Below are 26,053 nucleotides of genomic sequence, written 5' to 3' on the forward strand. Positions count from 1 at the left end.
CGCAGTCACGAGGGCGCGGAAGCCAGCCGCAGGAGGGAGACTTCGTCTAGCGGCGAATCGAAATACAGCGCGTGCCAGGTCGAGCAGGGGTGATATCGCCACATCGACAAGGTCTCATCGCAGCGAATGATGTCTGCGCGCGGCAGCGGGGTCGATTGGCGCTTGGCCACCAGGAACGCGCACAGCCGGAAATTGCTGGTGCGGCGAGCCAGCGCTTGCTGCAGCTCGACGATTTCCCTGGTCTTCGCGTGTTCGGCACGCCTGAGCAGCAGGAAGGTCTTGTGCGTGTCCGCGGCCAGTTGGGCCCGCAGTCGCTCGACGCAACGCACCAGGTAGGCGTGTCCTTCGTCGCGGTGCACGTCATGGTGATTGAAGACGTAAGAGACCCGGTGCTCGTCGCGGTAGAACAGGTGCTCGACGCGGTTGACGTCCGGTCCGTTCGGGCGCTCTTCGACCGGCACCTCGTGATAGTACCGGCGGTTCAACAGGGTCGCGAAGTCGTCGTCCAGCGCATGGGTCAACATGCTGGGCGAAGCGAACAGCCAGTCGAACGGGCCGGACCAGGACCTCAGCCCCCAGCGTTGCAGCAGGCTGGCGGTGAAGCAGTGGGTGCCCAGCGAGATGAAGCAGGTGCGCGCGTTGATCGAAGCCGCGTCGAGTAGCAGCGGCGGTGCGGCATAGCGGCGCGCTTCTTCCGAGCGCAGCATCTCGGAGAGCACGGCAGCCATCTCGGTGGCATCGCTGCCCAGGCGCTTGGCCAGCGCCTCGGCCTGGTCCAGTTCGAGTTCCCGGCCGATCAAGGTCCGTGCGGTCCCTTGCACCAACCGGGTGTGGTGCGACCTGCCGATCAAACCGCCTTGCAGCCGGCGCACGAGCCGGGTCCACCAATCCATATCAGCCGCAGCTACTTGGTCGCGTTGACGAGGTTGACCACCGGGTACACCGCCGAGAACACCATGTTCAGGAACTTTTGCAGCTCCGCAGCCGGCGCATTGCTGACGTAGACCAGGTCGCGATGATGCATCGTAAAGCTCTGCATCGCGAAGAAGCTCCGGGGGTCCGACAGGTCCAACCGGTACACCACTGGCACCATGCCCTCCGGCGTGGTCGCAGCGGGCTGCTGAGGCCATTCCAGCGCAGCCTTCGGCTCGAATCGGAAGATGAAAACGCCGCGCGGGTCCGACCGGCTATCGAGCAGCCCGCCGATACGCCCCATGGCCTGCGCCAACGAGATGCCCTGTGCTTCGAAGGCCACTTCGTCCTGGCGGCCAGTCGCACCGAGCGCCGTGAAGCTGAGCGGTTGATACAGCGCCGTCAGCACATCACCCGGTTGCATCGGGATGTTTTGCCGCGGATCGCGAATGATGGCTTCGAGCGGCATGGTTTGAAACCGGGTTCCCCGAGTCAGCTGCAGCGAGACTTTGCTGATAGGCTGCTTCACGCCGCCCGCCGCCGCCAGGGCGTCCAGCAGGCGCTCACCGCCGGCCGTCAGTGGCACACGCACATTCGTCGCGACCTCGCCGACAACGGTCACGGTGGCCGAGGTGTTCTGCACCACCCTCACCAACACCTGTGGCTGGTTGGCCTTGCCCTTCAAGGCCTGCATGATCGACGCGGAGATGGCGCGCGGTGTCATGCCTGCCGCCTGGATTCGGCCGGCGAACGGGACGCTGATGGTGCCTTCGCGGTCCACCATTTGCGCAGGCAGCGTCGTCGGCACAGCGGCAACGGCGACGCGCAAGTCGGATGCCACGGCACCGAACAGGGTGGCAGGTGGCGTCTCCCAGATGGTGACTTCGAGAACGTCGCCCGGGCCTACCGATTGAGCAGAGGCGGCTGCGTCGCCAAAAGCTTCGGAAAACTGTGTTCGCGACTGACCCGCCAGCAACTGACTTACAACGTTTTCGTTGATGTCGACCACCTGGACCACGCCGGTGGCCGCAGGAGCCTCGGATGCAGGCGTCTGGCGAATCGTGCTGGCGCTCGGGCCGGTGGTGGGCAACTGGCTGCATGCGCTAAAAACGACGGCGCAAAGCAGAGCAGTCAGCCTTGGATGCAAAGACATGGGCAGCTGAATTAAGTGGCCCGACACTGTACCGCACGCGCGCTGAGCCGCCGGCGCAGCGCCGTCGCAAGGAGGCGGCGAGACAAGCTCTCTAGAATGACCAGGTGCTCATCTTCTTAACGGCTTTCCTCGTCTCCGCCGGCGTGACCTTGCTCCTGGTGCATTCGGCGCATCTTCACGGACGGCATTCTGCCGACCACGACTTCGACAAGCCGCAGGGCATCCATGCTGTAGCCGTGCCGCGAATCGGCGGTCTTGCCGTCGTTCTGGGCATCAGTGCGGCTTCGGTCTTTCTCTGGCTGGTCGGTGGTCCGGAAGACGGGCGGTTCGCATTCACCTTGCTTGCGTGCTCGTCAGTGGCGTTCGTGGCCGGCTTCGTGCAGGACCTGACCGAGGCATTGACACCGCGCGGGCGGTTGCTCGCCACTGCGCTGTCTGCCGTGATCGCCTACTACTGGATGGGTGCCGCGGTTCACAACACCGACATCCCTGGCATCGACTGGATCGTTTCCTTCGGTTTCGGCTCGCTCGCAGTGACCGTGCTGGCGGTGGCGGGCATCGCCAACGCGATCAACATCATCGACGGGCTGAATGGTCTGGCGTCGATGTGCGTCGCTCTCATGCTCGCGGCGCTGGCGTACGTCGCCTTCCAGGTATCCGATCTTCTGATTTGCTGGCTGGCGGTCGGCGGCATCGGCGCCGTACTGGGGTTGTTCCTTTGGAACTTCCCACGCGGACTTATCTTCCTCGGCGACGGTGGAGCCTACTTCCTGGGCTTCTTCGTGTCCGAGCTGTCGATTCTGCTGCTCGTGCGCAATCCGAACGAGGTGTCGCCCTTCTTCCCGCTGCTGGCGTGCATCTACCCGATCTTCGAAACGCTGTTCTCGATCTACCGCCGCTGGTTCCTGCGCTCGGTTCCGCCCAGCGTGCCTGACGGCATTCATCTTCACTCTCTGATCTACCGGCGTGTGATGCGCTGGGCCGTGGGCGGTCAGAGCGCGCGCGAGCTCACGCGGCGCAACTCTATGTCGTCGCCCTACCTTTGGTTGCTGTGCATGTTCTCGATCATTCCGGCGGTAGCCTTCTGGGACAACACGCCGATGCTGGCCGTGTTTCTGGCCCTTTTCGTGGCCAGCTACCTGGTGTTGTATTGGCGGATCGTGCGCTTCAGGTCGCCACGCTGGATGTTTTATCGGCGGCCGCCGGGCCATTCCGAGAGCGTTCGCCAAACGCCGTTGGATCGGCATTGACGCGGAGCCGGTCGGCTCGCGGCGTCCGACGTCACGTGGTGCGCGTGGCGTAGTTCTTCTCCACCCACTCCCGATACCCACCACTCTGCACCTCGGCCACCCAATCGGCATGGTCGAGGTACCACTGCACCGTCTTGCGGATGCCGGAATCGAAGGTCTCGGCGGGGCGCCAGCCGAGTTCGCGTTCGATCTTGCGCGCGTCGATGGCGTAGCGACGGTCGTGGCCGGGCCGGTCGGTGACGTGGGTGATCAGGCGCGCGTAGGGGCCGGCAGGGTCAGGTCTCAGTTCGTCGAGCAGCGCGCAGATCGTCTTCACGATGTCGATGTTGGCCTGTTCGTTCCAGCCGCCGATGTTGTAGGTTTCGCCGAGGCGGCCGCCTTGCAGCACGGCGCGGATGCCGCTGCAATGGTCTTTCACGTACAGCCAGTCGCGGATCTGCTGGCCGTCGCCGTAGACGGGCAGCGGCTTGCCGGCCAGTGCGTTGACGATCATCAACGGGATCAGCTTCTCGGGGAAGTGGAACGGCCCGTAGTTGTTCGAGCAGTTGGTGGTGACCACCGGCAGGCCATAGGTGTGGTGCCAGGCGCGCACGAGATGGTCGCTGGCGGCCTTGCTGGCAGAGTAGGGGCTGTTGGGCTCGTACGGGTGGGTTTCGGTGAAGGCTGGAGCGCCAGACTTCAGGCTGCCGTAGACCTCGTCGGTGCTGACGTGGTGGAAGCGAAACGCTGCGCGTTCAGCCTCCGGCAATGCCGTCCAGTGGGCTCGCGCGGATTCGAGCAGCGTGAAGGTGCCTTGCACGTTGGTCCGCATGAACTCGCCGGGGCCGTGGATGCTGCGATCCACATGGCTTTCGGCGGCGAAATGGACGATTGCGCGTGGCCGGTGCTGGGCCAGCAGCTGGTCGACCAAGGCGCGATCGCAGATGTCTCCGCGCACGAAGATGTGCCGGGGGTCATCCTGCAGCGCTGCCAGATTGCGCAGGTTGCCGGCGTAGGTGAGCGCGTCCAGGTTGACCACCGGCTCGTCGCCGGTGGCGCCGTTTTCCAGCCAATCAAGGACGAAATTGCTTCCGATGAAGCCGGCGCCGCCGGTGACGAGGATCATGCCGATGTTCTCTGTGGCGCGCCCGGCGGGCGGCAATGTTCTGAAATGGCTGGGTCTGGACCCCAATTGTCAAAGTGTAGTCGCCTGTTGTAGCAGCGATAATGCGCGGTGATGAGTTCCGACCTTCAGGTTTCCGTGGCAGCTGCCGCCGACACCCCGCCTCCTGCCCGTTTCGACACCCTGCCGCTGGACGCCAAGCTCCTGCGCGCCGTGGCCGACCAGGGTTACATGACCATGACGCCGATCCAGGCCAAGGCGATCCCGATCGTCTTGGAGGGGCGCGACGTGATGGGCGCTGCCCAGACAGGCACCGGCAAGACGGCGGCGTTTTCGATCCCGCTGCTGCAGAAGATGCTTCGGCACGAGAACTCGAGCGCTTCGCCGGCTCGCCACCCCGTCCGGGCCCTGGTGCTGGCCCCGACACGCGAACTGGCCGACCAGGTGGCCAACAACGTCAAGGCCTACGCCAAGCACAGCAACCTGCGCTCGACGGTGGTCTTTGGCGGCATCGACATGAAGCCGCAGACGCTGGAGCTGAAGGCCGGCGTCGAGATCCTGATCGCCACGCCGGGCCGGTTGCTGGACCACATCGAGGCCAAGAATGCGGTGCTGAACCAGGTCGAGTACGTGGTGCTCGATGAGGCCGATCGCATGTTGGACATCGGCTTCCTGCCCGACCTGCAGCGCATCCTGAGCTATCTGCCCAAGCAGCGCCAGACCCTGCTGTTCTCGGCCACCTTCTCGCCCGAGATCAAGAAGCTCGCCAATAGCTACCTGCAAGACCCGATCCTGGTCGAAGTGGCGCGGCCGAACGCGACCGCGTCGACGGTCGAGCAACGCTTTTACAGCGTCGCGGACGAAGACAAGCGGCGAGCCGTGTTGCACCTGTTGAAGGAGCGCAACATCACGCAGTCGCTGGTGTTCGTGAATTCCAAGCTCGGTGCTGCACGCCTGGCGCGCTCTTTTGAGCGGGACGGCATGCGCACGTCGGCATTGCACGGCGACAAGTCGCAGGACGAGCGCCTGAAGGCCCTGGCCGCGTTCAAGGCCGGCGAGGTCGATCTGCTGGTGGCCACCGATGTGGCGGCTCGCGGTCTCGACATTGCCGACCTGCCGGCCGTGTTCAACTTCGACGTGCCGTTCAACGCCGAAGACTATGTTCACCGCATCGGCCGCACGGGCCGAGCCGGTGCATCGGGCCTGGCGGTGACACTGGTGACCCGCAACGATGCGCGCCTGGTGAGCGACATCGAGAAGCTGATCAAGAAGAAGATCGAGCTGGACGCCCTGGAGCTGGACGACGATCGGCCTCGGCGCCGTCCGCCGATGCGCGAAGACGAGCGCGGCGCCAGCCACCCTGCCGAGGGCCGTTCCACCGCGGGCGCCTATGCCGGCGCATCGGCCCCGCGGCGCTACGAGCCGCGTTCGGTTCCGCGCGACCCTTTCTTCGACAAGCCGTATGAGCCGTCGCCTACCGACGGGCCGGCCGCCTGGGAAAAGAGCGCGCCGTCCACACCAGCGCCGAATCGGCTGTCCCCGAACATCCGGACCAAGCGCAAGGTGGCGGCGCTGCTTGGCGGCACTGCCAAAGCCTGACGCGCCGTGGGCGGGACGATTCGCGTGGCTGGCTGGCGCGTGGCGTTCGCCTGCGCCGCCGTGGCCATCTTGTTCCTGGCCTTGATGCCCGGCACCGGTGGCCAGGATTGGTTCGTGCATGCCGACAAGCTGCGCCACGCTGCAGCTTTCTTGGCTTTGTGGGCCATTGGCAAGCAGGCGCGTTTTCAGCCGTCGTGGGCCCTGGCGGCGGTGCTGCTGGCCTTTGGGATCGGGATCGAATTGGCGCAGGCGCTGACGCCGACGCGTGAGCCCTCACTTGGCGATGTGCTGGCCGATGCGTTGGGCATTGCGGCTGGGCGTTGGTTGCTCGGCGGCGGCGCGGGTTGAGTCTTGCGCGGCCCGGCTGATCAGCCGGCCAACCACATGAAAACCGCCGGCAGCGTGTCCGGCATCGGCACCCGCCCGGCGGTTTGGAACTCGCGACGCCAGGCCGACACGGCCTGGGTGCGGCACCAACCCGTCAACGAGGTGAGGCCACAGGCCACCGACAAGCGCGTCTCGGGTTGCAGGCTCAGGCTCAGTGCCTGCAGCAGGGCCTCGTTGCGGTAAGGCGTTTCGATCACCAGCTGGGTCTGACCTTCACGGCGCGAACGTTGTTCCAGCTCCCGCACGCGCTGTTGGCGTTCGGTGGCGTTCTGCGGCAAATAGCCTTCGAAGGCGAATCGTTGGCCATTCAGCCCGCTGGCGGCCAGGGCCAGTGTCAACGAGCTGGCGCCGGCCAGCGGTTCGACAGTGAGCCCCAAGGCGTGCGCGGCGGCCACCAGGCCGGCGCCCGGGTCGGCCACGGCTGGCAGTCCGGCGTCGGACAGCAGGCCCACATCGTGCCCCGCCAGCGCCGGCGCCAGCAGCTTCTTCCACTCATCGGCCTCGATGGTTGTGCCGCTGCCCTTGCGCGCGCGCGGCAGCTCCTGCAGTGCCAGCGTTTGCAGCGGCGCGGCCAGCGGCACTGCGGCGTCCACCCGCTTCAAGAATGCGCGTGCCGTTTTGGCGCTTTCCACCACCCAGTGCTGCAGGCCGGCGGCGCGACGCAAGGCATGCGCGCTCAGCACGTGGTCGATCGGCTCCGGCGTCGCGCCGAGGTCGAGCGTGTTGGGCACCAGCACCAAGCGGCCCGCCGTGGCGTGCGCGCTCATCGGGCCTGGCCTGTCGCCAGCAACGGGTCCAGGCCTGCTGCGCGCAGCAACTCGCAGGTCCGGATCAATGGCAGCCCGACCAGCGCCGTCGGATCGTCGGATTCGATGGCGCTCAGCAGCGCGATGCCGAGTGTTTCCGACTTGGCGCTGCCGGCGCAGTCGTACGGCTGCTCCAGGCGCAGGTAGCGCTCAATTTCGGCGTCGCCCAGGTCGCGAAAACGCACCCTCACCGGCGCGAGCCGCACTTGTTCGAAACCGGTGCTCGCCCGCGCCACCGCGACGGCGGTTTGAAAAACAATCGTGCGGCCGCTCATCCGGCGCAACTGCGCGACGGCGCGCTCGTGCGTGCCTGGCTTGCCGATCGGTTCGCCATCGACATCGGCCACCTGGTCGGAGCCGATCACCACCGTGTCGTCATGGCTGGCTGCGGCGACCGCCCGAGCTTTGGCCAGCGCCAGGCGCTGAGCCAGGGCCGCAGGCGCCTCGCCGGGCTGCGGCGACTCGTCCACTTGCGGCGACTGCACATCGAACGGCAGTCGCAGGCGTTCCAGCAATTCGCGCCGATAGCGTGAGGTGGAGCCCAGGACAAGGCGGGGCAGGGCGGCGGTTTGGGATTCGGGCATGTTGAATTATTCCACCGGCTCCCGGCGGTGCCCGCCGCTAAACTGGATGCATGAATGCGAAACCGATCGACCCGCGGCGCCTGGATGTGGCCGCGCTGGCCGCGGCGCGCGGTGAGTTGGCGGGCGAGTGGCCGTTGGCCGCGCTCGACCGCCTCGCCGGCTCGGTGCTGGGGACCGTGCCCGAGGACTCGCCGATCCACTGGCAGGCCGAAGGCGATCAGCGGCCGGTGACCGGTGGCGAGCCGGAACTCTGGCTGCACCTCACGGCTCAGGCCTGCGTCAACATGCGCTGCCAGCGTTGCCTCGGTGCACTGGCCGTGCCGCTGGACCTGGACCGCTGGGTGCGCTTCGTGCGCGATGCCGAACAGGCCGAGGCGCTGGATGCCGAACTGGAAGACGACGTGCTCGAGCTTCAGCGCTACATGGATCTGCGCGAACTGGTCGAAGACGAGTTGTTGCTGGCGTTGCCGCTGGTTCCGCGGCACGATGCCTGCCCGCAGCCATTGCCTCTCGGCGACTCCGCGGCTGCGGCCCCCCCGGCTGAAGCGGCGCCCGAGCGGCCGCACCCGTTTGCCGCATTGGCCCAGTTGAAGAAAAAGCCAGACGAGGCCTGATGCCGCATCCGTGCGGCCCGCAAGGCGGGTCTGGCGCCGTGGCAGTCGACGGTGGTATACTTTCGGGCTTTCCCGGATCGGGTGCGTCGTTTTGCGCCTGGCTGTCGACAGCGGCGATGTTTTCGCCGCGGCGTTCGAGTGGCGCCGGGTGTGTCCAACTTTCGATCGTGTTCCAGCGCTGCTTTTGGCGCCGGACACCGCTGCACCACATCGGTTGGTGCCCCAGGAGCGTTCCATGGCTGTCCAGCAAAACAAGAAGTCGCCGTCCAAGCGCGGCATGCATCGTTCGCACAACGCGCTGGTCCAGCCCGGCACCGCGATCGAATCGACCACCGGTGAAGTGCACCTGCGCCACCACATCAGCCCGACCGGTTTCTACCGCGGCCGCAAGGTCTTGAAGACGAAGGCCGACGCCTGATACGGGCCCTGGCCTGACCTTCAATCCCCGGCCGGGTTGGCGCGTGCCTGCCCCCATCCGTGAATCGAACACAATGCCGCAGCCTGACTGCGGCATTTGCCATTCCAGAACGTGTCGCACGCACATACTTTGACGCCTCTTGAGCGGGTCCGCGTCGTTGTCGACTGCATGGGCGGCGACCACGGGCCCTCCGTCACGCTGCCTGCGTGCAAAGAATTCCTGGCCACCCACCCTCAGGCGGACCTGGTGCTGGTGGGCATGGCCGATGCCATCGCCCCGGCGGCGAGCTGGCCGCGTTGCACACTCGTGCCTTCGACCGAAATTGTCTCGATGGATGATCCGGTCGAGGTGGCGTTGCGGCGCAAGAAGGACTCGTCGATGCGGGTCGCCATCAATCAGCTCAAGCCCGATGCCAATGGCCGCGCGATGGGGGATGTGGCTGTCTCCGCTGGCAACACCGGCGCGCTGATGGCGATCTCGCGCTACGTGCTGAAGACGGTGGAAGGCATCGATCGCCCGGCGATCGCATCGGTCATCCCGAACGAGCGCCCCGGTTTCACGACCATGCTCGACCTGGGCGCCAACGTCGACTGCACGGCCGAGCACCTGCTGCAGTTCGCGGTGATGGGCAGTGCGTTGGTGTCGGCTCTCGAAGGCACCGCCGAGCCGAGCGTCGGCTTGCTGAACATTGGCGCCGAAGCGATCAAAGGCAGCGAGACGATCAAACAAGCCGGCGAGTTGCTGCGCGCCGCAGCCAACGCAGGCCAGCTCAACTACCACGGCAACGTCGAAGGCAACGACATCTTCAACGGCACGGTGGACATCGTCGTCTGCGACGGCTTCGTCGGCAACGTGGCGCTGAAGACGAGCGAAGGCCTGGCCCACATGCTGACAGGCTTCCTGCGCGCCGAGTTCAAGCGCCACTGGATGGCCAAGGTGGCGGCGCTGGTGGCGCTGCCAGTGCTCAAACACTTCCGCAAGCGGTTCGATCCGCGCGGCTACAACGGCGCGGCGTTGCTGGGCCTGCAGGGCCTGGTCTTCAAGAGCCACGGCTCGGCCGATGCCTTCTCGTTCGGTCGGGCTCTGGCGCGGGCTTATGATGCGGCCCGCAATCGCTTGCCCGAACAGGTGCACGAGCGCATCGTCGAAACCTTGCAGGCGGCGGCCCTTCCGCCCAACGACGAGCCCGTGCGTCCCGCCGCATGAATTCTTCCGCCGACCGCATCCCCCCTCAGCGCTACGCCCGCATCACCGGAACCGGCAGCATGCTGCCGCCGCACCGCGTCAGCAACGCCGAACTGGCGGCCCAGCTGGCCAGCCGTGGCCTCGAGACCTCCGACGAGTGGATCGTCGAGCGCACAGGCATCCGGGCGCGTCGCTTTGCCGAAGCCACGGTCAACGCCAGCGATCTGGGGGTCGACGCCGCCCGCCACGCGCTGGAGGCCGCCGGCCGCACGGCCGAAGACGTCGACCTGATCATCGTGGCCACGTCGACGCCCGACATGGTGTTCCCGTCGACGGCCACCATCATCCAGCGCAAGCTCGGCATTCAAGGCTGCCCGGCGTTCGACCTGCAGGCAGTCTGCTCGGGCTTCGTCTACGGCCTGTCGGTGGCCGATGCGATGATCCGCTCCGGTTCGGCCAGTTGTGCGCTGGTGATCGGTTCGGAAGTCTTCTCGCGCATCCTCGATTTCAACGATCGCACCACCTGCGTGCTGTTCGGTGATGGCGCGGGTGCGGTGGTTCTCGAGGCGTCGGCCGAGCCCGGCATCCTGGCGACCAAGCTGCATGCGGATGGCCAGCACATGGAAATCCTCTGCACGCCGGGCACCGTGTCCGGTGGCCAGGTGCTGGGCGATCCGCTGCTGAAGATGGACGGCCAGGCGGTGTTCAAGCTCGCCGTCAAGGTGCTGGACGAGGTCGCACGCGAAGTGCTCGAAGCCGCCGGCCGCAGCGCCGAAGACATCGACTGGCTGATCCCGCACCAGGCCAACATTCGCATCATGCAGGGCACGGCACGCAAGCTGAAGCTGCCGGCCGATCGCCTGGTGGTGACAGTGGACGAGCATGGCAACACGTCGGCGGCATCGATTCCGCTGGCGCTCGACCACGCTGTGCGCACCGGCAAGATCCAGCGTGGTCAGACGCTGATGCTCGAAGGCGTCGGTGGCGGCTTCACCTGGGGTGCCGTGCTGCTCGACTTCTGAGCCACGCCGTTCCTGATTCGTTCGATTGAAGGTGTCTTTGATGACCTCGTTCGCTTTCGTTTTTCCGGGCCAGGGCTCGCAGGCTGTCGGCATGCTCGACGCCTGGGGCGACCACCCGGCTGTCCGCCAGACGCTGGCCGAAGCGTCGGCTGCACTGGGTGAAGACATCGGTGCGCTGATTCACGCCGGTCCGAAGGAACAACTGGACCTGACCACCAACACGCAGCCGGTGATGCTGACGGCGGGCATCGCCTGCTACCGCGCCTGGCGGGCCGAAGGTGGCGTTGCGCCGGCCGCGGTGGCGGGCCATTCTCTGGGCGAGTACACCGCGCTGGTGGCCGCTGGCTGCCTGAGCCTGGCCGATGCACTGCCGCTGGTGCGCCTGCGTGCGCAGGCCATGCAAGAGGCCGTGCCGGTCGGGCAGGGCGCGATGGCGGCGATCCTCGGCCTGGATGCCGCCACCGTTCGCGCCGGCTGTGCCGAAGCTGCGGCGGCCAGCGGGGAGGTCGTCGAAGCGGTGAACTTCAACGACCCGAAGCAGACCGTGATTGCCGGTACCAAGGCCGGGGTCGAAAAGGGTTGCGAAGTGCTGAAGGCCAAGGGCGCCAAGCGCGCGCTGCCGCTGCCGGTGTCGGCACCTTTCCATTCGAGCCTGATGAAACCGGCGGCCGAGCGCTTGAAGGCGCGTCTGGCCGAAGTGGCGATCGCCGCACCGACGATCGCGGTCGTGAACAACATTGACGTTTCGGTCGCGAGCGAGCCCGCGGCGATTCGCGACGCGCTGTACCGTCAAGCCTTTGGCCCGGTGCGCTGGGTCGAGGTGGTGCAGGCCCTGCGTGCGCGTGGCCTGACGCACATCATCGAATGCGGCCCCGGCAAGGTGCTGGCCGGTATGGTCAAGCGCATCGATGCCGAGGCCGTGAGCGCCACCGTGTTCGACCCGGCCTCGCTGGCTGAAGTGAAGGGATTGCTCGCATGAGTTCGCAAAGCATGCAAGGCCAGGTCGCCCTGGTGACCGGCGCGTCGCGCGGCATCGGTCGCGCCATCGCACTCGAGCTTGCCGCACGCGGTATGAAGGTCATCGGTACCGCCACCAGCGACGCCGGTGCGGCCGCCATCGGTGAGGCACTGACCGTTCACCCGGGCTGCAAAGGCGTGAACCTGAATGTCAACGACGCCGCCGGCGTGGACGCGCTGATCGACGCGATCGTCAAAGAGCATGGCGCGCTGCATGTGCTGGTCAACAACGCCGGCATCACCCGCGACACGCTCGCGATGCGCATGAAGGACGACGACTGGGATGCGGTGCTCGACACCAACCTGAAGGCCGTCTTCCGCCTGTCGCGCGCGGTGATGCGCCCGATGATGAAGCAGCGCTACGGCCGCATCGTCAGCATCACGTCGGTCGTCGGCGCGTCGGGCAACCCGGGCCAGGCCAACTACGCAGCGGCCAAGGCCGGTGTGGCTGGCATGACTCGTGCATTGGCCCGTGAGCTGGGCAGCCGCGCGATCACCGTCAACTGCGTCGCACCCGGCTTCATCGCCACCGACATGACCGACGCTTTGCCTGAAGCCCAGAAGACCGCGCTGCTGCAGCAGATCCCGCTGCAGCGCCTGGGCCAGCCGAGCGAGATTGCCCACGCCGTGGCCTTCCTCGCGTCGCCTGAGGCAGGCTACATCACCGGCACTGAACTGCACGTCAATGGCGGCATGTTCATGAGCTGATTCCCACCGCCGGCGCTGGTAACCTGCCAGCGTAGAATCCGGCCCGTTTTACGCAACCTCCTGGAGGAGTCATGAGCGATATCGAAGCACGCGTCAAGAAGATCATTGCCGAGCAACTGGGCGTCCCCGAAGCCGATGTCAGCAACGAGAAGGCGTTCGTGGCCGACCTCGGCGCCGACTCGCTGGACACTGTCGAGCTGGTGATGGCCCTCGAAGACGAGTTCAGCATCGAAATCCCCGACGAAGAAGCCGAGAAGATCACCACCGTGCAGTTGGCGATCGACTACGCCAAGGCGCACGCCAAGGCCTGAGCCCATTCGAACGGCCTGCCTCCGGCCGCCAGCGATCAGCATTTCGAACGCATGACCCGTCGACGTGTCGTCATCACCGGCCTAGGGCTCGTCTGCCCGGTCGGCAATACCGTTTCCGAAGGCTGGGCCAACATCTTGGCCGGCCGCTCGGGCATTGCACCGATCACCAGGTTCGATGCTTCGGGCATTGCCTGCCAGTTCGCAGGCGAGGTCAAAGGCTTTCCACTCGAGGATTACATCCCGGGCAAGGAAGCCAAGCACATGGACAGCTTCATCCATTTCGGGATGGCGGCAGGGATCCAGGCGGTGCGTGATGCGGGCTTGCTCACCAACGACCAACTGACCGAGGAAACGGCCGAACGCATCGGCTGCATGATCGGCTCGGGCATCGGTGGTCTGCCTGAAATCGAAGCCACAGCGAAGACGACCTTCGAGCGCGGCCCTCGCCGCATCTCGCCGTTCTTCGTGCCGGCCTCGATCATCAACATGATCTCGGGGCACCTGGCGATCCGCTACGGTTTCACCGGCCCGAACCTGGCGGTGGTCACCGCCTGCACCACTGGCCTGCATTGCATCGGCCAGGCGGGGCGCCTGATTGAATACGGGGACGCCGACGTGATGATCGCCGGCGGTTCCGAAGCGACGGTGTCGCTGCTCGGCGTCGGCGGGTTCGCCGCGGCACGTGCGCTGTCGACCCGCAACGACGACCCGGCCACCGCGTCCCGCCCCTGGGACAAGGACCGCGACGGCTTCGTGCTCGGGGAGGGGGCCGGCGTGCTGGTGCTCGAAGAGTACGAGCACGCGAAAAAGCGCGGGGCCAAGATCTACGCCGAGTTGCGCGGCTTCGGCATGGGGGGCGATGCGTACCACATGACTGCGCCCAACGTCGATGGCCCGAAACGTTCGATGAAGGCCGCGTTGCGCAGCGCCGGCATCAATCCCGACCAGGTCCAGTACCTGAACGCACACGGCACCTCGACGCCGCTGGGCGATCTGAACGAAACCAATGCGATCAAGCTGGCCTTTGGTGACCACGCCAAGCGGCTGGTCGTGAACTCCACCAAGTCGATGACCGGCCACCTGCTCGGTGGCGCGGGTGGCATCGAGTCGGTGTTCACCGTGCTCGCGTTGCGCGACCAGGTGTCGCCGCCGACGATCAACATCTTCAGCCAGGATCCCGAGTGCGACCTGGACTACTGCGCCAACACCGCACGCGAGATGAAGATCGACCTGGCGGTGAAGAACAACTTCGGCTTCGGCGGCACCAACGGCACGCTGGTGTTCGGCCGCGTCTGACGCACCCGCGTCGCATCCACCAGCCTCGCGCCGCATGCGCGCAGCGCCTCCCGTCGACCACCCCGTTGCTCGCCTGGGCCTTTGGGCTGTGGCGGGTGCGGGTCTGGCGGCCTTGGTCGCGGCCACGCCCGTATGGTGGCTGGGCTCGCACGCGTGGGCGATGCGCCTGGGCGGCGAAGCCGTGGGGTGGGGCAGCTTGATCCTGGCCCTGTTCGCCGCCGTCGTGACGTTCGTGCTCCGTTGGCGCCAAGCGGCAGCCCGTCCGGAGCGTCGACTGTGCTGGGATGGCGCCGGATGGCAGTTGCTGACCGCTGAGGGCACCGAGGAACTGGACGCCCCGGCAGTCCGGATCGACTTGGGCCATGCGATGCTGCTGCGCGTGCGTGGACCGGGCCGTCGATTCGCCTGGCTTCCGCTGGAGCGCCGCGATGCGCCGGCCACCTGGCATCGCCTGCGGGTGGCGCTCAGCCAACCCCTTCGCTCGACCGAGCCCGCATCGCTGCCGGGCGGGGTGACCGCATGACCGCCGCCGGGCCGGACGTCGACGCCGCGTTGGTCGAGCGCGTCAAGCAAGGCGATGTGCGCGCATTCGAGATGCTGGTCGTCAAGTACCAGCGTCGCATCGAGCGCCTGATCGGCCGCATGGTGCGGGATGTCGACCTGGTGGCCGACATCGCCCAGGAGACCTTCATCCGTGCCTACCGGGCGCTGCCGCAGTTCCGCGGCGACAGCGCTTTTTACACTTGGCTCTACCGGATCGCCGTCAACACCGCCAAGAAGGCATTGGTCGACCTGAAGCGTGACCCTTTGGTGACCGACGCCGCGCTGGCTGGAAGCGACGACGACGACGAAACTTCGCGCCGGGGTTTGGAACCAAGCGACATGGCCACGCCCGACGCCTTGCTGGCCAGCAAGGAGATCGCGGCCACGGTGAACGCAGCCATCGAAGCCTTGTCAGAGGATTTGCGGCAGGCGATCACGCTGCGGGAAATCGAAGGCCTCAGCTACGAAGAGATTGCGGATGTGATGAATTGCCCCATCGGCACCGTGCGGTCGCGGATCTTTCGCGCCCGCGAAGCGATCGCACAACGTCTGCGGCCGCTGCTGGACACGCGTGACGGCGAGCGCTGGTGACCCACCGGATTCGCCGAGCTTGGAGTTCCCCCCATGACACCTTCTGTTGACGACCCGAACCAACGCCGCTGGCTCCAGCTGTCAGCCCTGTGTGACGGCGAGGCCGATGCGGCCGAAGCCCAAAGTCTTTTCGAGGGCTGGCGCGACGACGCTGTCGTGCGCGCGCGCTGGCACAGCTACCAGTGGATCGGTGACGTGATGCGCTCCGATGACTTGGCCAGTGCCGCCGACCACGACCAGGCGTTCCTGTTGGCTCTGCGCGAGCGTCTGGCCAAGGAGCCGGTGGTGTTGGCGCCAGCGCGGGTCGACAGCGTCATCCCCGCTGCGATGCCCGCCAGCCTGCAGGTCGCCGTCGCGGGTGGGCGGCGCCAGCGCTGGGGGGCACCCATGGCGATGGCGGCCGGCGTGATGGTCACCGGCGCCCTGGTGGTGATGAGCTCCTCGGGGCCGCAGCCGCCTGTGTCGTCAGCACCCATGGCCCAGCAGGCGCCGACCGATGCCCAGACCTTGGCTGCCGCTCCTTCCGTCGGCGCCAGCGCCAGCGCCGTTCAGGTGGGCAACATGTTGCGCAACCCCGAGTTGGACCGCTATCTGAACGCGCACCGGCAGTTCGTGCAAGGCTCGACCTTGAGCGTGCCGGGTGGCGTGCGTCAAGTCGCCGTCACACCGGACGGTCACTGACAGTCGGGCCCATGAGGACACGCTTGCGGGCATTGCTGCACATCAGGGGGGGCGACCACGCCACATGGGCGCGCCGCGCGTCGGTGGCCAGTCTCTTGGCCGCCTGCATGCTGCCGGCATGCGTCTTCGCTCAGGATGGCAGCAACGCGGCTGGCGAGGCGCGGCAACGCAGCGTCGACGCACGCAGCTGGCTGATGCGCCTGCACGAGGCGGCGCTGCAGCGTAACTACCATGGCACGCTGGTGGTCAGCACGGCCACCTCGTTCACCAGCTCTCGCGTCACTCACTTCGCTGACGGCGACCAGCAGTACGAAAGCGTCATTGCCCTCGACGGCGAGGCCCGCAGCATGCTGCGTCACAACGACGAGGTGCACACCGTGTGGCCGCGGGCGAGGGTGGCTGTGGTCGAGCAGCGCGACGTGCGTGCCAGCTTCCCGGCGTTGATGGCGGGAGGCGAGCTGCGCGTGTTGGAGTCTTATGAACTTCGCGTGCTGGGACTCGACCGTGTCGCCGGCTTCGAGGCCGAGGTCGCATTGCTGAAGGCCCGCGATGCACTGCGCTTCAGTCAACGCCTGTGGGCCGAGCGCCAGACCGGGCTGCTGCTGCGCGCCGACATCCTGGCGCCCAATGGTCAGATGCTGGAGTCAGCGGCGTTTTCCGAGCTGGTGTTGGGGGGCAAACCCAAGCCCGCGCTGATTCTCGGTCCGTTGCGTCACCTGGACGGCTATCGCGTCGTGAGGCCGGCCGTGCTGCCGACCAATCTCGACAACGAAGGCTGGCGCATGGCGAGCCTGCCGGTCGGTTTCAAGCAGGTGCAGTGCGCCAAGCGCTCGCTGGACCCGAGCGGTGGGCCTTCCGCGCCGGTCGTGTTGCAGTCCATCTATTCCGATGGCCTGACCCATGTATCGCTTTTTGTCGAACCTTTTGATCCAAAGCGGCACCAAGGCGAGGTCGTCGGTTCGATCGGCGCGACGCACACCTTGATGACCCGGCGCGATGACCAATGGGTCACCGTGATGGGCGACGTGCCGATCGAGACCCTCAAGCAGTTCGCCGCGGTACTCGAACGCAAGCGTTAGGGCGCCGTGGCAAACGGGCGGCAGAACTGTCTTTCTCTCGCCGTTCTTCAAGGAGAACCCATGCATTCCCAAGCCATCACGATGGCCGGCCGCCGCGCACCGCGTGGCCTGTTCGCTGCTGCAGCCCTGTCGCTGGCAGCCACCTTCACGGCCCTGCAGCCGGCGCCCGCGGCGGCGCAGGCGCAACCGCAGCCACAGCTGCGTGCGATGCCCGACTTCGCCGATCTGGCGGAGCTGGTCGGGCCGTCGGTGGTCAACATCCGCACCACCGAAAAAGCCAAAAACCAGGGCCGCGGCGGCGCGCAGGTCGACCCGAACCTCGAAGAGTTCTTCCGCCGCTTCGGCATTCCACTGCCGAATGGCCGCAATCCGCGCGGCAACAACGACGACGACGACCAGCCGCAGCGCCGCGGCGTCGGCTCGGGCTTCATCCTCAGCGCCGATGGTTTCGTGATGACCAACGCGCACGTGGTCGATGGGGCGGACGAACTGATCGTCACGCTGACCGACAAGCGCGAGTTCAAAGCCAAGGTGATCGGTGCCGACACGCGCACCGACGTGGCGGTCGTGAAGATCGAGGCGACCGGCCTGCCGGCCGTCAAGATCGGCGATGTCAACAAGCTGCGCGTCGGCGAATGGGTGATGGCGATCGGCTCGCCCTTCAACCTCGAGAACACCGTCACCGCGGGCATCGTCAGCGCCAAGCAGCGCGACACCGGCGACTATGTGCCGCTGCTGCAGACCGACGTGGCCGTGAACCCCGGCAACTCCGGCGGGCCGCTGCTGAACCTGCGCGGTGAGGTAGTCGGCATCAACTCGCAGATCTACAGCCCGTCGGGCGCCTACGCGGGCATCTCGTTCGCGATCCCGATCGACGAGGCGATCCGGGTGTCCGATCAGTTGCGTGCCGGTGGCCGCGTGGTCCGTGGTCGCATCGGCGTGCGCATTGCGCCGGTCACCAAGGAAGTCGCCGAGTCGATCGGGCTGGGCAAACCGGTCGGCGCACTGGTGCAAGGCGTCGAGCCCGGCACGCCGGCCGAGAAGGCCGGCATCGAGGCCGGCGACATCATCGTCAAGGTCGATGGCCGGCAGGTCGACAAGTCGGTCGATCTGCAGCGCATGATCGGCGGCATCAAGCCGGGCACCAAGGCGACGCTGCAGGTCTTCCGCCGCGGCAGCCACAAGGACATCTCGTTGACGGTGGCCGAACTCGAGGCCGACAGTGCCAAGCCGCGCGCGCCGACGCCGGCCGAGTCGCAGTCGTCATCGGCCGCCAAGGCGCACCTCGGCCTGACGGTGATCGAGCTGACCGACGCCCAGAAGAAGGAGCTGAAGGTGCGTGGTGGCGTGCGGGTCGAGACTTCTGACGGCGCGGCGGCACGCGCCGGCATCCGCGAAGGCGATGTGATCCTGTCGATCGACAACACCGAGGTGGTGGACGTCAAGCAGTTCGGCAATGTGGTCGGCAAGCTCGACAAAAACAAGCCGGTGACGCTGCTGGTGCGGCGCGGCGAGTGGGTCAACTACATCGTGATTCGACCGGCCCGCTGAACCGCAAGCCCCTGAAAAAGGAGACCCGCTGCCCGACTGGGTTGGCGGGTCTTTTCACTTCGTGGGAGCGAACGGAAGCGTGGCATTTGGCACGCCGATTGCTGTGCGTCGCATGAGGGCGACATCTAAGTTTGTTGGCGCTTGCAAACATTCCTCGGCGACCGGGGATTGGCGCTGCGAACAGATACAATGCGACCCGCAGCGCCATGGTTTAGTGAGCGCTTTGGCGTGTTCGGGGAAGGTCTGAAACTGTCCCCAGGGTATGCACAAGGCACTGTTGATAACCTGTGGATGAAAATTGCTGTTGGCACCCTGCAACGGGCGCGAACCCAGTAAATACGCGGCTTGCAGCGGGGGGCTTTTGGCTACAATGAAAGCCCAACAAGCAGTTGCCATACGTTTTGTTGGAAGGCGCGTCTCCACTTTGGACGTGCCTTTTTTTTATGTCCGGCGTGGGCCCGCGGCCCCTTCACATCGCTTCGCGATATGAGTCTTTTTCGCAGCGGTGTCGCCGTTGCAGCCTCAGCCGGAAGCACTGTCTCCAGTCTCCATGGACCACATCCGCAACTTTTCCATCATTGCCCACATCGACCACGGCAAGAGCACGTTGGCCGATCGGATCATCCAGCGTTGCGGTGGCTTGAGTGATCGCGAGATGGAGGCGCAGGTGCTCGACTCGATGGACATCGAGCGCGAGCGCGGCATCACCATCAAGGCGCAGACGGCAGCGCTGCAGTACACGGCGCGCAATGGTCGGGTCTACAACCTGAACCTGATCGACACGCCAGGCCATGTCGACTTCTCTTATGAAGTGAGCCGCTCGCTGTCGGCCTGCGAAGGTGCGCTGCTGGTGGTCGATGCGAGCCAGGGCGTCGAAGCGCAGACGGTGGCCAACTGCTACACCGCGATCGAGCTCGGCGTCGAGGTCGTGCCGGTGTTGAACAAGATGGACCTGCCGCAGGCCGACCCCGAGCGCGCGAAGGAAGAGATCGAGGACGTGATCGGCATCGATGCCACGCACGCGATCCCCTGCTCGGCCAAGACGGGCCTGGGCATCGACGACATCCTCGAGGCGGTGATCGAGCGCATGCCGGCGCCGCGCGGCAACCCGGACGGCCCGCCGCGGGCGATGATCATCGACAGCTGGTTCGACAACTATGTCGGCGTCGTGATGCTGGTGCGGGTGGTCGACGGAGAGCTGCGTAAGGCCGACCGCATCCGCATGATGGCCACCAACACCGTCTACCCGATCGAGCACCTGGGCGTGTTCACGCCCAAGAGCGAAAACCGCGAGCAGCTGCGGGCCGGTGAGGTGGGTTTCATCATCGCCGGCATCAAGGAGTTGCAGGCGGCCAAGGTCGGTGACACGCTGACGCTGGAAAAGAAGTTGCCGAACAACGCCGGCCCCGCCACCGAAGCGCTGCCGGGCTTCAAGGAAATCCAGCCGCAGGTCTTTGCCGGGCTGTACCCGACCGAGGCGAGCGAATACGACGCGCTGCGCGACGCGCTGGAAAAGTTGAAGCTCAACGACAGCTCGCTGCGCTACGAGCCCGAGGTCAGCCAGGCGTTGGGCTTCGGCTTCCGCTGTGGTTTCCTCGGTCTGCTGCACATGGAGATCGTGCAGGAGCGGCTGGAGCGCGAGTTCGACCAGGACCTGATCACCACCGCGCCGAGCGTGGTCTACGAGGTCGAGCTGGGCGACGGCGAGGTGATCGAGGTCGAGAACCCGAGCAAGATGCCGGACCCGGGCCGCATCCGCGAGATCCGCGAGCCCATCGTCACCGTGCACCTGTACATGCCGCAGGACTACGTCGGCGCCGTGATGACGCTGGCCAACCTGAAGCGCGGTGTGCAGCTGAACATGGCCTACCACGGCCGCCAGGTCATGTTGACCTACGACATGCCGCTGGCCGAAATCGTGCTGGACTTCTTCGACAAGCTCAAGAGCGTGTCGCGCGGCTATGCGTCGATGGACTACGAGTTCAAGGAGTATCGTGCGGCGGACGTGGTGAAGGTCGACCTGCTGATCAACGGCGACCGGGTCGACGCGCTGTCGATCATCGTCCACCGCGCCCAGAGCCAGTACCGTGGCCGCGCCGTGGCGGCCAAGATGCGCGAGCAGATCCCGCGCCAGATGTACGACGTGGCGATCCAGGCGGCCATCGGCGCCAACATCATTGCGCGCGAGAACATCAAGGCGCTGCGCAAGAACGTGCTGGCAAAATGCTATGGCGGCGACATCACGCGCAAGAAGAAGCTGCTCGAGAAGCAGAAGGCTGGCAAGAAGCGCATGAAGCAGATCGGTACCGTCGAGGTGCCGCAGGAAGCCTTCCTGGCCATTCTGCAAGTCGACGACTGACGACAAGAATCAACCACACGGCAAGCACCCATCCATGAGCTACCTCACCGCCGCCCTGTACGGCGTCCTGATCGTTTACCTCGGCGGCTGGTACATGGACAAATGGGTGGGCAACTTCTCGTTGCTGCTGTTTCTGCTGTCGGTCGTCACCTTCTTCTACTGGCTGGCCGAGCGCTTCCACTTCCGCCCCAGGCGCGAAGCCGCCGCGCAGAACCTGGAGAAGCAAGACGCTGCCCGTCGCGCCGAGCTCGCCAGCAAAGGCATCACCCAGGTCGACGGCAACCTCGACGAGGCCCGCGGCCGGCTGCTGATGCAGCCCTGGTGGCTGGATTGGACCGCCGGCCTGTTCCCGGTGATCATCGTCGTCTTCCTGCTGCGCTCGTTCCTGTTCGAGCCGTTCAAGATCCCCTCGGGTTCGATGATCCCGACGCTGGAAGTGGGCGACCTGATCCTGGTCAACAAATTCCACTACGGCATACGACTGCCGGTCATCAACACCAAGATCATCCCGAACAACACGCCCGCACGCGGCGACGTGGTGGTCTTCCACTACCCGGTCGATTCGCGCATCGATTACATCAAGCGTGTGGTCGGCCTGCCGGGCGACGAGGTCAGCTACGGCAACCATGAGCTGAAGATCAATGGCCAGGTGGTGCCCAACACGCCGCAAGGCGATGGCTACGACGACGAGCGCATGCGCTACATGAACCTGCTGCGCGAGAAGCTGGGCGAGACGGAGCACCGCATTCAGCACGAAAAAGGGCCGGGCCAGACGTTCGGCCCGATCACGGTTTTCCCGCACCGTGAGGCCTGCAGCTACAGCGCCGAAGGCGTGACGTGCAAGGTGCCTGCCGGACACTATTTCGTGATGGGTGACAACCGTGACAATTCCCAGGATTCACGTTACTGGGGCTTCGTCCCCGACGAGAATCTGGTCGGCCGGGCCTTCTTCATCTGGATGAATTTCGGTAACCTCGGACGGTTCGGTTCTTTCCATTGAGCGGACACATCAAAGAGGAGTGCCTCGCGCCATGAGACTTGCGTCGTCGACCCCTGCCGCCCGCCGCCAGCGCGGCCTGAGCCTGTTCGGCATGCTGTTCTGGGCCGTCGTCGTGGGCGGCGGTGCTCTCTTGCTGCTGAAGGTCTACCCTTCGGTGCAGAAGTACCTGACGACGCGTGGGGCGGTGGACCGGGTGATGCGCGCCGATCCCCGGCCGAGCACGGTGCCGGCCATCCGCTCGGCCTTCAATCGCCAGCGCGACATCGAATACACCAACGACATGATCAAGGGCGAAGACCTCGTGATCGAAGCCGCGGGCGACGGTTTTCATGTCGGCTTTGCCTACGACGACGAGGTCGAGCTCGTGGACCCGGTCTTTCTGCTGATCAAGTACAGGTACACCGCGTCTGCCCGATGACCATCACGGCCGCGCTGTCGCGGTCGTCACACCTTTGCCGATGGACGCTCGACATGACGCGCTGCAGCAGCGCCTGGACCACCGCTTCCGCCGGCCGGACCTGCTGCTGCGCGCCCTGACGCACCGCAGCTTCGGCGCCGAGCACAACGAGCGGCTCGAATTCCTGGGCGATGCGGTGCTGAACCTCGCCGTCTCGCGCCTGCTGTTCGACCGCTTCGGCGGCTCCGACGAGGGCGACATGACGCGCGTGCGGGCCCACCTGGTGCGCGAAGACTCGTTGCACAAGCTGGCGCTGGCGCTGCGGCTGCCCGAGGTGCTGCGCCTGTCCGAAGGCGAAGCCCGGGGAGGCGGCGCACAGCGCGCGTCGATCCTGGCCGACGCGATGGAGGCGGTGATCGGTGCTGTCTACCTCGACGGCGGTGACGAGGCCGCTCACGCGCTGGTCAGCCGGCTGTTCGGCGAAATCATTGCCAGCACCAGCGTCGACAGTTGGCGCAAGGACGCGAAGACCGAGCTGCAGGAATGGCTGCAGGCGCGCCGCCATGCGGTGCCGGCCTACCGCATCGTCGCCACCCGCGGCCAGGCCCATGCACAGACCTTCGAGGTCGAGGCCAGCGTGCCGGCGCTCGAACGCAGCGCCCGCGGCGAGGGCAAGTCCCGCCGAGCCGCCGAGCAGGAGGCCGCGCAGGCCTTGCTCGACCAGTTGCTGCGCGCCGAAGGCGGCCGCGGCTGAGACCAGGCCCGAAGCCGGCTGCGCGCCGGCTGCAGCCGCAGCACAATCACCCCGTGGAACCCACCGCCCCCCCGTCTTCCGATGCCGGCGCCGCCGCCGGCTCGTCGCAACGCTGCGGCCTGATCGCCATCGTCGGCCGGCCCAACGTCGGCAAGTCGACGCTGATGAACGCGCTGGTCGGCCAGAAGATCAGCATCACTTCGAACAAGGCGCAGACCACGCGCCACCGCATCACGGGGGTGCGCACGGTCGATGAGGCGCAGTTCATCTTCGTCGACACGCCCGGCTTCCAGACCCGCCATGCCGCGGCACTGAACCGCTCGCTGAACCGCGCGGTCGTCGGCACACTGAGCGACGTCGACCTGGTGCTGTTCCTGGTCGAAGCCGGCCGCTTCGGCATCGACGACGCCAAGGTGCTGGCCCTGCTGCAGGGCGAGGGCCTGAAGCACAAGCCCGTCGTGCTGGTTGCCAACAAGCTCGACGCGGTGCAGCGTCGCGCCGACCTGCTGCCGTGGCTCAAGAGCATGCAGGACCGCCACACCTTCGCCGAGTACGTGCCGATGTCGGCCCACAAGATGGCCGACGTGGACCGCCTGTTCGGCATCCTGAAGCCCTACCTGCCCGAGCAGCTCTGGTACTACGACCAGGAGATGCTGACCGACCGCAGCGAGAAGTTCCTCGCCAGCGAGATCATTCGCGAGAAGCTGTTCCGCCTCACGGGCGACGAACTGCCCTACACCTCCACCGTCGTGATCGACAAATGGGAAGAAGAGGGCAACCTGCGCCGCATTGCCGCGTCCATCGTCGTCGAGCGCGATGCCCACAAGGGCATGATCATCGGCGACAAGGGCGAGCGCCTGAAGCGCATCGGCAGCGAGGCGCGGCAGGAGCTGGAGCGCCTGATGGAAGCCAAGGTCTTCCTTGAGCTGTGGGTCAAGGTGCGCTCGGGCTGGGCCGACAGCGAAGAGCACCTGCGGACCTACGGCTACGAATAGGGCGCGCATCGCGTGGCCCGCGCTGCCTCGGCCAGCGCAGCCTATGTGCTGCACCGCTACGACTGGAGCGAGACCAGCCTGATCCTGGACCTGTTCACGCGTGACCAGGGCCGTCTGACCGTGGTGGCCAAAGGGGCCAAGCGGCCCTATTCGCAGCTGCGCCCGGCATTGCTGCCCTTTCAGCGCATCCACGCGTCGGTCAGCCGCCCAGGCAAGGACCAGGCGACTGACATCGTGACCTTGCGCAGCGCCGAGTGGGCCGGTGGCGGCCCGATGCTGGGCGGCGCGGCGCTGTTCTCGGGCTTCTACCTGAACGAGCTGCTGATGAAGCTGCTCGCGCGCAACGACCCGCATGCGCTGCTGTTCGATGCCTATGCCGCCACGCTGCCGGCCCTGGCCGCCGAAGACGACACGCTGACGCCTGCCGCGCTGCGCGCCTTCGAACTGGTGCTGCTGCGCGAGATCGGCCTGTTGCCGCAGCTGGACCAGTTCACCGCCACCTTGCGGCCGGTGGCGGCGCGCGACGCCTGCCTGCTGCGGCCCGAGATCGGCGTTGTCGAAGCGGGCCCGGCCGACGCGCCCATCGCCGGCGAGCAACTGCGGCAACTGCAACAAGCGCTGGACGACGGCGACATGCCCCGGTTGCAGGCCACCTGTGCCGAGAGTGCCGCGGCGCTGAAAGCGGCGCTGCGTGCGCTGCTTCAGCACCAGATCGGCAACGCGCGCCTGCGCACCCGCGAGGTCATGATCGATGCGCAGCAGCTGCTTGATCGCGTCGCCCTGCCGCCGTCTGCAGACCTCTCGTAGCCTCTTCGCCTTAGGATGTCCGAAACCCTGGCCGTGATCGACGAGCGCTTGGTCAGCAATCTCGTGGCCGAACAGTTTCCGCACTGGGCGCACCTGCCGGTGAGTGCCGTCGCTCGCGGCGGTTGGGACAACCGGACATTCCATCTGGGCGACGAACTGTTGGTGCGCCTGCCCAGCGGCCCAGCCTATGCGGCGCAGGTGCTGCGTGAGCAGCGCTGGTTGCCTCATCTCGCACCGCACTTGACGCTGGCGATACCTGAGCCGGTTGCCATGGGCCGGCCAGGGGGCGGCTACCCCTGGCATTGGTCGGTGTATCGCTGGCTGACGGGCCAGGCTGTCGTCGAGCACCCTGTCGTCGACCTGGCGGGCTTCACGGCCGATCTCGCCCGGTTCCTGGTGTCGTTGCAGTCGGTCGACGCTTCGCAGGGGCCCGCAGCCGGGGTGCAAACCTTCCACCGCGGCGGCGCACTGTCGGTGTACGACGCGCAATGCCGCGCGGCGGTCCAGGCGCTGGAGGGCCGTATCGACACCGCGGTTGCGCTTCGGGCCTGGGAACTCGCGCTGTCTTCCTCATGGGGCCGCGCGCCGGTATGGGTTCACGGCGACATCGCACTCGGCAACCTGCTGCTGTTGGAGGGCAAGCTCCATGCGGTGATCGACTTTGGGCAGCTCTGTGTCGGCGATCCGGCTTGTGACCTCGCCATCGCCTGGACCTTTCTGCGCGGTGCGCACCGCGCGGCCTTTCGCGAAGCGCTGGCTGTCGACCTCGGTACCTGGCGGCGCGGCCGTGCCTGGGCGCTGTGGAAGGCGGCGATCATTGCGGCCGGAATCTCGCAGACCAATGCTGTCGAAGGCGCTGCATGCTGGCAGACTCTCGACGAAATCGTGATCGAATGTGCCCGCAACGAAGCTTGACAGCCCACCCTCGATGA

At 66.3% G+C, this 26,053-nt stretch carries 28 protein-coding genes; 23 read left to right on the top strand and 5 right to left on the bottom strand.

Annotation, left to right across the window (positions count from 1 at the left end; translation table 11 throughout):
• Positions 1–5: 5 nt before the first annotated feature.
• Together VFY73_RS22260 and VFY73_RS22265 are read right to left on the bottom strand one after the other, a co-directional pair.
• Positions 6–893, bottom strand: a complete 888-nt coding sequence (locus VFY73_RS22260) for a DUF1796 family putative cysteine peptidase (protein ID WP_329722885.1) — start codon at positions 891–893, stop codon at positions 6–8.
• 11 nt (positions 894–904) lie between these two features.
• Complete coding sequence (locus VFY73_RS22265) at positions 905–2,065, bottom strand: polysaccharide biosynthesis/export family protein (protein ID WP_329722887.1); 1,161 nt, start codon at positions 2,063–2,065, stop codon at positions 905–907.
• A 104-nt stretch (positions 2,066–2,169) separates the two neighbouring features.
• On the opposite strand from VFY73_RS22265, the gene VFY73_RS22270 reads away from it, so the two are divergent.
• On the top strand, positions 2,170–3,315 hold the full coding sequence (locus VFY73_RS22270; RefSeq protein WP_329722889.1) for a glycosyltransferase: 1,146 nt from the start codon (positions 2,170–2,172) through the stop codon (positions 3,313–3,315).
• Positions 3,316–3,346: 31 nt separating this feature from the next.
• Here VFY73_RS22270 and rfbB read toward each other — a convergent pair whose 3' ends face one another.
• Positions 3,347–4,420 (bottom strand): dTDP-glucose 4,6-dehydratase, encoded by a 1,074-nt coding sequence (rfbB, locus tag VFY73_RS22275; RefSeq protein WP_329722891.1) that lies wholly within the window; start codon positions 4,418–4,420, stop codon positions 3,347–3,349.
• A gap of 111 nt (positions 4,421–4,531) precedes the next feature.
• Here rfbB and VFY73_RS22280 point away from each other — a divergent pair, with 111 nt between their 5' ends.
• Both VFY73_RS22280 and VFY73_RS22285 read left to right on the top strand, forming a co-directional pair.
• Positions 4,532–6,016 (top strand): DEAD/DEAH box helicase, encoded by a 1,485-nt coding sequence (locus VFY73_RS22280; RefSeq protein WP_329722893.1) that lies wholly within the window; start codon positions 4,532–4,534, stop codon positions 6,014–6,016.
• Between the two features lie 24 nt (positions 6,017–6,040).
• The gene (locus VFY73_RS22285) at positions 6,041–6,364 is read left to right on the top strand and encodes a VanZ family protein (RefSeq protein WP_329722895.1); all 324 of its coding nucleotides are present in this window, start codon (positions 6,041–6,043) and stop codon (positions 6,362–6,364) included.
• 20 nt (positions 6,365–6,384) lie between these two features.
• On the opposite strand, the gene VFY73_RS22290 is transcribed toward VFY73_RS22285, so the two are convergent.
• Together VFY73_RS22290 and VFY73_RS22295 are read right to left on the bottom strand one after the other, a co-directional pair.
• Positions 6,385–7,170: an SAM-dependent methyltransferase gene (locus VFY73_RS22290; RefSeq protein ID WP_329722897.1), complete on the bottom strand. Its 786-nt coding sequence runs from the start codon at positions 7,168–7,170 to the stop codon at positions 6,385–6,387.
• Entirely contained in the window at positions 7,167–7,793 is a 627-nt protein-coding gene (locus tag VFY73_RS22295) for a Maf family nucleotide pyrophosphatase (RefSeq protein ID WP_329722899.1), read from the bottom strand. Before VFY73_RS22295 ends, VFY73_RS22290 begins: the two co-directional genes overlap by 4 nt.
• A 50-nt stretch (positions 7,794–7,843) precedes the next feature.
• On the opposite strand from VFY73_RS22295, the gene VFY73_RS22300 reads away from it, so the two are divergent.
• The 20 genes from VFY73_RS22300 to VFY73_RS22395 all read left to right on the top strand — a co-directional run bounded on the left by VFY73_RS22300 (position 7,844) and on the right by VFY73_RS22395 (position 26,036).
• Positions 7,844–8,407, top strand: coding sequence for a YceD family protein (locus VFY73_RS22300; RefSeq protein ID WP_329722901.1), 564 nt, complete (start codon positions 7,844–7,846; stop codon positions 8,405–8,407).
• 235 nt (positions 8,408–8,642) lie between these two features.
• Entirely contained in the window at positions 8,643–8,825 is a 183-nt protein-coding gene (gene rpmF, locus VFY73_RS22305; RefSeq protein ID WP_329722903.1) for a 50S ribosomal protein L32, read from the top strand.
• Positions 8,826–8,954: 129 nt separating this feature from the next.
• Positions 8,955–10,031, top strand: a complete 1,077-nt coding sequence (gene plsX, locus VFY73_RS22310; protein ID WP_329722973.1) for a phosphate acyltransferase PlsX — start codon at positions 8,955–8,957, stop codon at positions 10,029–10,031.
• Positions 10,028–11,032: a beta-ketoacyl-ACP synthase III gene (locus VFY73_RS22315; RefSeq protein ID WP_329722905.1), complete on the top strand. Its 1,005-nt coding sequence runs from the start codon at positions 10,028–10,030 to the stop codon at positions 11,030–11,032. Before plsX ends, VFY73_RS22315 begins: the two co-directional genes overlap by 4 nt.
• A gap of 40 nt (positions 11,033–11,072) precedes the next feature.
• Positions 11,073–12,011, top strand: coding sequence for an ACP S-malonyltransferase (fabD, locus tag VFY73_RS22320; protein WP_329722907.1), 939 nt, complete (start codon positions 11,073–11,075; stop codon positions 12,009–12,011).
• Positions 12,008–12,757, top strand: coding sequence for a 3-oxoacyl-ACP reductase FabG (gene fabG, locus VFY73_RS22325; protein ID WP_329722909.1), 750 nt, complete (start codon positions 12,008–12,010; stop codon positions 12,755–12,757). The genes fabD and fabG overlap by 4 nt, the downstream gene beginning before the upstream one ends.
• 71 nt (positions 12,758–12,828) lie before the next feature.
• On the top strand, positions 12,829–13,068 hold the full coding sequence (gene acpP / locus VFY73_RS22330; protein ID WP_324153546.1) for an acyl carrier protein: 240 nt from the start codon (positions 12,829–12,831) through the stop codon (positions 13,066–13,068).
• 51 nt (positions 13,069–13,119) lie between these two features.
• The gene (fabF, locus tag VFY73_RS22335; protein ID WP_329722911.1) at positions 13,120–14,364 is read left to right on the top strand and encodes a beta-ketoacyl-ACP synthase II; all 1,245 of its coding nucleotides are present in this window, start codon (positions 13,120–13,122) and stop codon (positions 14,362–14,364) included.
• 34 nt (positions 14,365–14,398) lie between these two features.
• Positions 14,399–14,887: a hypothetical protein gene (locus VFY73_RS22340; protein WP_329722913.1), complete on the top strand. Its 489-nt coding sequence runs from the start codon at positions 14,399–14,401 to the stop codon at positions 14,885–14,887.
• Positions 14,884–15,498, top strand: coding sequence for an RNA polymerase sigma factor RpoE (rpoE, locus tag VFY73_RS22345; protein WP_329722915.1), 615 nt, complete (start codon positions 14,884–14,886; stop codon positions 15,496–15,498). Before VFY73_RS22340 ends, rpoE begins: the two co-directional genes overlap by 4 nt.
• A gap of 33 nt (positions 15,499–15,531) precedes the next feature.
• Positions 15,532–16,179, top strand: coding sequence for a sigma-E factor negative regulatory protein (locus VFY73_RS22350; protein WP_329722917.1), 648 nt, complete (start codon positions 15,532–15,534; stop codon positions 16,177–16,179).
• 11 nt (positions 16,180–16,190) lie between these two features.
• Positions 16,191–17,258, top strand: coding sequence for a MucB/RseB C-terminal domain-containing protein (locus tag VFY73_RS22355; RefSeq protein ID WP_329722919.1), 1,068 nt, complete (start codon positions 16,191–16,193; stop codon positions 17,256–17,258).
• Positions 17,259–17,318: 60 nt separating this feature from the next.
• The gene (locus tag VFY73_RS22360) at positions 17,319–18,809 is read left to right on the top strand and encodes a DegQ family serine endoprotease (RefSeq protein ID WP_329722921.1); all 1,491 of its coding nucleotides are present in this window, start codon (positions 17,319–17,321) and stop codon (positions 18,807–18,809) included.
• Positions 18,810–19,359: 550 nt separating this feature from the next.
• Positions 19,360–21,168: a translation elongation factor 4 gene (gene lepA / locus VFY73_RS22365; RefSeq protein WP_329722923.1), complete on the top strand. Its 1,809-nt coding sequence runs from the start codon at positions 19,360–19,362 to the stop codon at positions 21,166–21,168.
• Between the two features lie 34 nt (positions 21,169–21,202).
• Positions 21,203–22,168, top strand: coding sequence for a signal peptidase I (lepB, locus tag VFY73_RS22370; protein ID WP_329722925.1), 966 nt, complete (start codon positions 21,203–21,205; stop codon positions 22,166–22,168).
• A gap of 31 nt (positions 22,169–22,199) precedes the next feature.
• Positions 22,200–22,586 carry a DUF4845 domain-containing protein gene (locus tag VFY73_RS22375; protein WP_329722927.1) on the top strand — a complete coding sequence of 129 codons (387 nt, stop codon included), beginning with the start codon at positions 22,200–22,202 and terminating at the stop codon, positions 22,584–22,586.
• Positions 22,587–22,626: 40 nt separating this feature from the next.
• On the top strand, positions 22,627–23,319 hold the full coding sequence (rnc, locus tag VFY73_RS22380) for a ribonuclease III (protein WP_329722929.1): 693 nt from the start codon (positions 22,627–22,629) through the stop codon (positions 23,317–23,319).
• Between the two features lie 53 nt (positions 23,320–23,372).
• Positions 23,373–24,314: a GTPase Era gene (gene era / locus VFY73_RS22385; protein ID WP_329722931.1), complete on the top strand. Its 942-nt coding sequence runs from the start codon at positions 23,373–23,375 to the stop codon at positions 24,312–24,314.
• A gap of 12 nt (positions 24,315–24,326) precedes the next feature.
• Positions 24,327–25,121: a DNA repair protein RecO gene (recO, locus tag VFY73_RS22390; protein WP_329722933.1), complete on the top strand. Its 795-nt coding sequence runs from the start codon at positions 24,327–24,329 to the stop codon at positions 25,119–25,121.
• Between the two features lie 15 nt (positions 25,122–25,136).
• Positions 25,137–26,036 (top strand): aminoglycoside phosphotransferase family protein, encoded by a 900-nt coding sequence (locus VFY73_RS22395; RefSeq protein ID WP_329722935.1) that lies wholly within the window; start codon positions 25,137–25,139, stop codon positions 26,034–26,036.
• The last annotated feature ends 17 nt before the right edge of the window (positions 26,037–26,053 follow it).

Source organism: Ideonella sp. (assembly GCF_036277275.1).
GTDB lineage: Bacteria > Pseudomonadota > Gammaproteobacteria > Burkholderiales > Burkholderiaceae_C > Ideonella.

Coding starts and splice junctions, on each gene's coding strand:
- VFY73_RS22260 (WP_329722885.1), bottom strand. CDS start 893: ATGGATTGGTGGACCCGGCTCGTGCGCCGGCTGCAAGGCGGTTTGATC.
- VFY73_RS22265 (WP_329722887.1), bottom strand. CDS start 2,065: ATGTCTTTGCATCCAAGGCTGACTGCTCTGCTTTGCGCCGTCGTTTTT.
- rfbB (WP_329722891.1), bottom strand. CDS start 4,420: ATGATCCTCGTCACCGGCGGCGCCGGCTTCATCGGAAGCAATTTCGTC.
- VFY73_RS22280 (WP_329722893.1), top strand. CDS start 4,532: ATGAGTTCCGACCTTCAGGTTTCCGTGGCAGCTGCCGCCGACACCCCG.
- VFY73_RS22290 (WP_329722897.1), bottom strand. CDS start 7,170: ATGAGCGCGCACGCCACGGCGGGCCGCTTGGTGCTGGTGCCCAACACG.
- VFY73_RS22295 (WP_329722899.1), bottom strand. CDS start 7,793: ATGCCCGAATCCCAAACCGCCGCCCTGCCCCGCCTTGTCCTGGGCTCC.
- VFY73_RS22300 (WP_329722901.1), top strand. CDS start 7,844: ATGAATGCGAAACCGATCGACCCGCGGCGCCTGGATGTGGCCGCGCTG.
- rpmF (WP_329722903.1), top strand. CDS start 8,643: ATGGCTGTCCAGCAAAACAAGAAGTCGCCGTCCAAGCGCGGCATGCAT.
- VFY73_RS22315 (WP_329722905.1), top strand. CDS start 10,028: ATGAATTCTTCCGCCGACCGCATCCCCCCTCAGCGCTACGCCCGCATC.
- fabD (WP_329722907.1), top strand. CDS start 11,073: ATGACCTCGTTCGCTTTCGTTTTTCCGGGCCAGGGCTCGCAGGCTGTC.
- fabG (WP_329722909.1), top strand. CDS start 12,008: ATGAGTTCGCAAAGCATGCAAGGCCAGGTCGCCCTGGTGACCGGCGCG.
- acpP (WP_324153546.1), top strand. CDS start 12,829: ATGAGCGATATCGAAGCACGCGTCAAGAAGATCATTGCCGAGCAACTG.
- fabF (WP_329722911.1), top strand. CDS start 13,120: ATGACCCGTCGACGTGTCGTCATCACCGGCCTAGGGCTCGTCTGCCCG.
- VFY73_RS22340 (WP_329722913.1), top strand. CDS start 14,399: ATGCGCGCAGCGCCTCCCGTCGACCACCCCGTTGCTCGCCTGGGCCTT.
- rpoE (WP_329722915.1), top strand. CDS start 14,884: ATGACCGCCGCCGGGCCGGACGTCGACGCCGCGTTGGTCGAGCGCGTC.
- VFY73_RS22350 (WP_329722917.1), top strand. CDS start 15,532: ATGACACCTTCTGTTGACGACCCGAACCAACGCCGCTGGCTCCAGCTG.
- VFY73_RS22355 (WP_329722919.1), top strand. CDS start 16,191: ATGAGGACACGCTTGCGGGCATTGCTGCACATCAGGGGGGGCGACCAC.
- VFY73_RS22360 (WP_329722921.1), top strand. CDS start 17,319: ATGCATTCCCAAGCCATCACGATGGCCGGCCGCCGCGCACCGCGTGGC.
- lepA (WP_329722923.1), top strand. CDS start 19,360: ATGGACCACATCCGCAACTTTTCCATCATTGCCCACATCGACCACGGC.
- lepB (WP_329722925.1), top strand. CDS start 21,203: ATGAGCTACCTCACCGCCGCCCTGTACGGCGTCCTGATCGTTTACCTC.
- VFY73_RS22375 (WP_329722927.1), top strand. CDS start 22,200: ATGAGACTTGCGTCGTCGACCCCTGCCGCCCGCCGCCAGCGCGGCCTG.
- rnc (WP_329722929.1), top strand. CDS start 22,627: ATGGACGCTCGACATGACGCGCTGCAGCAGCGCCTGGACCACCGCTTC.
- VFY73_RS22395 (WP_329722935.1), top strand. CDS start 25,137: ATGTCCGAAACCCTGGCCGTGATCGACGAGCGCTTGGTCAGCAATCTC.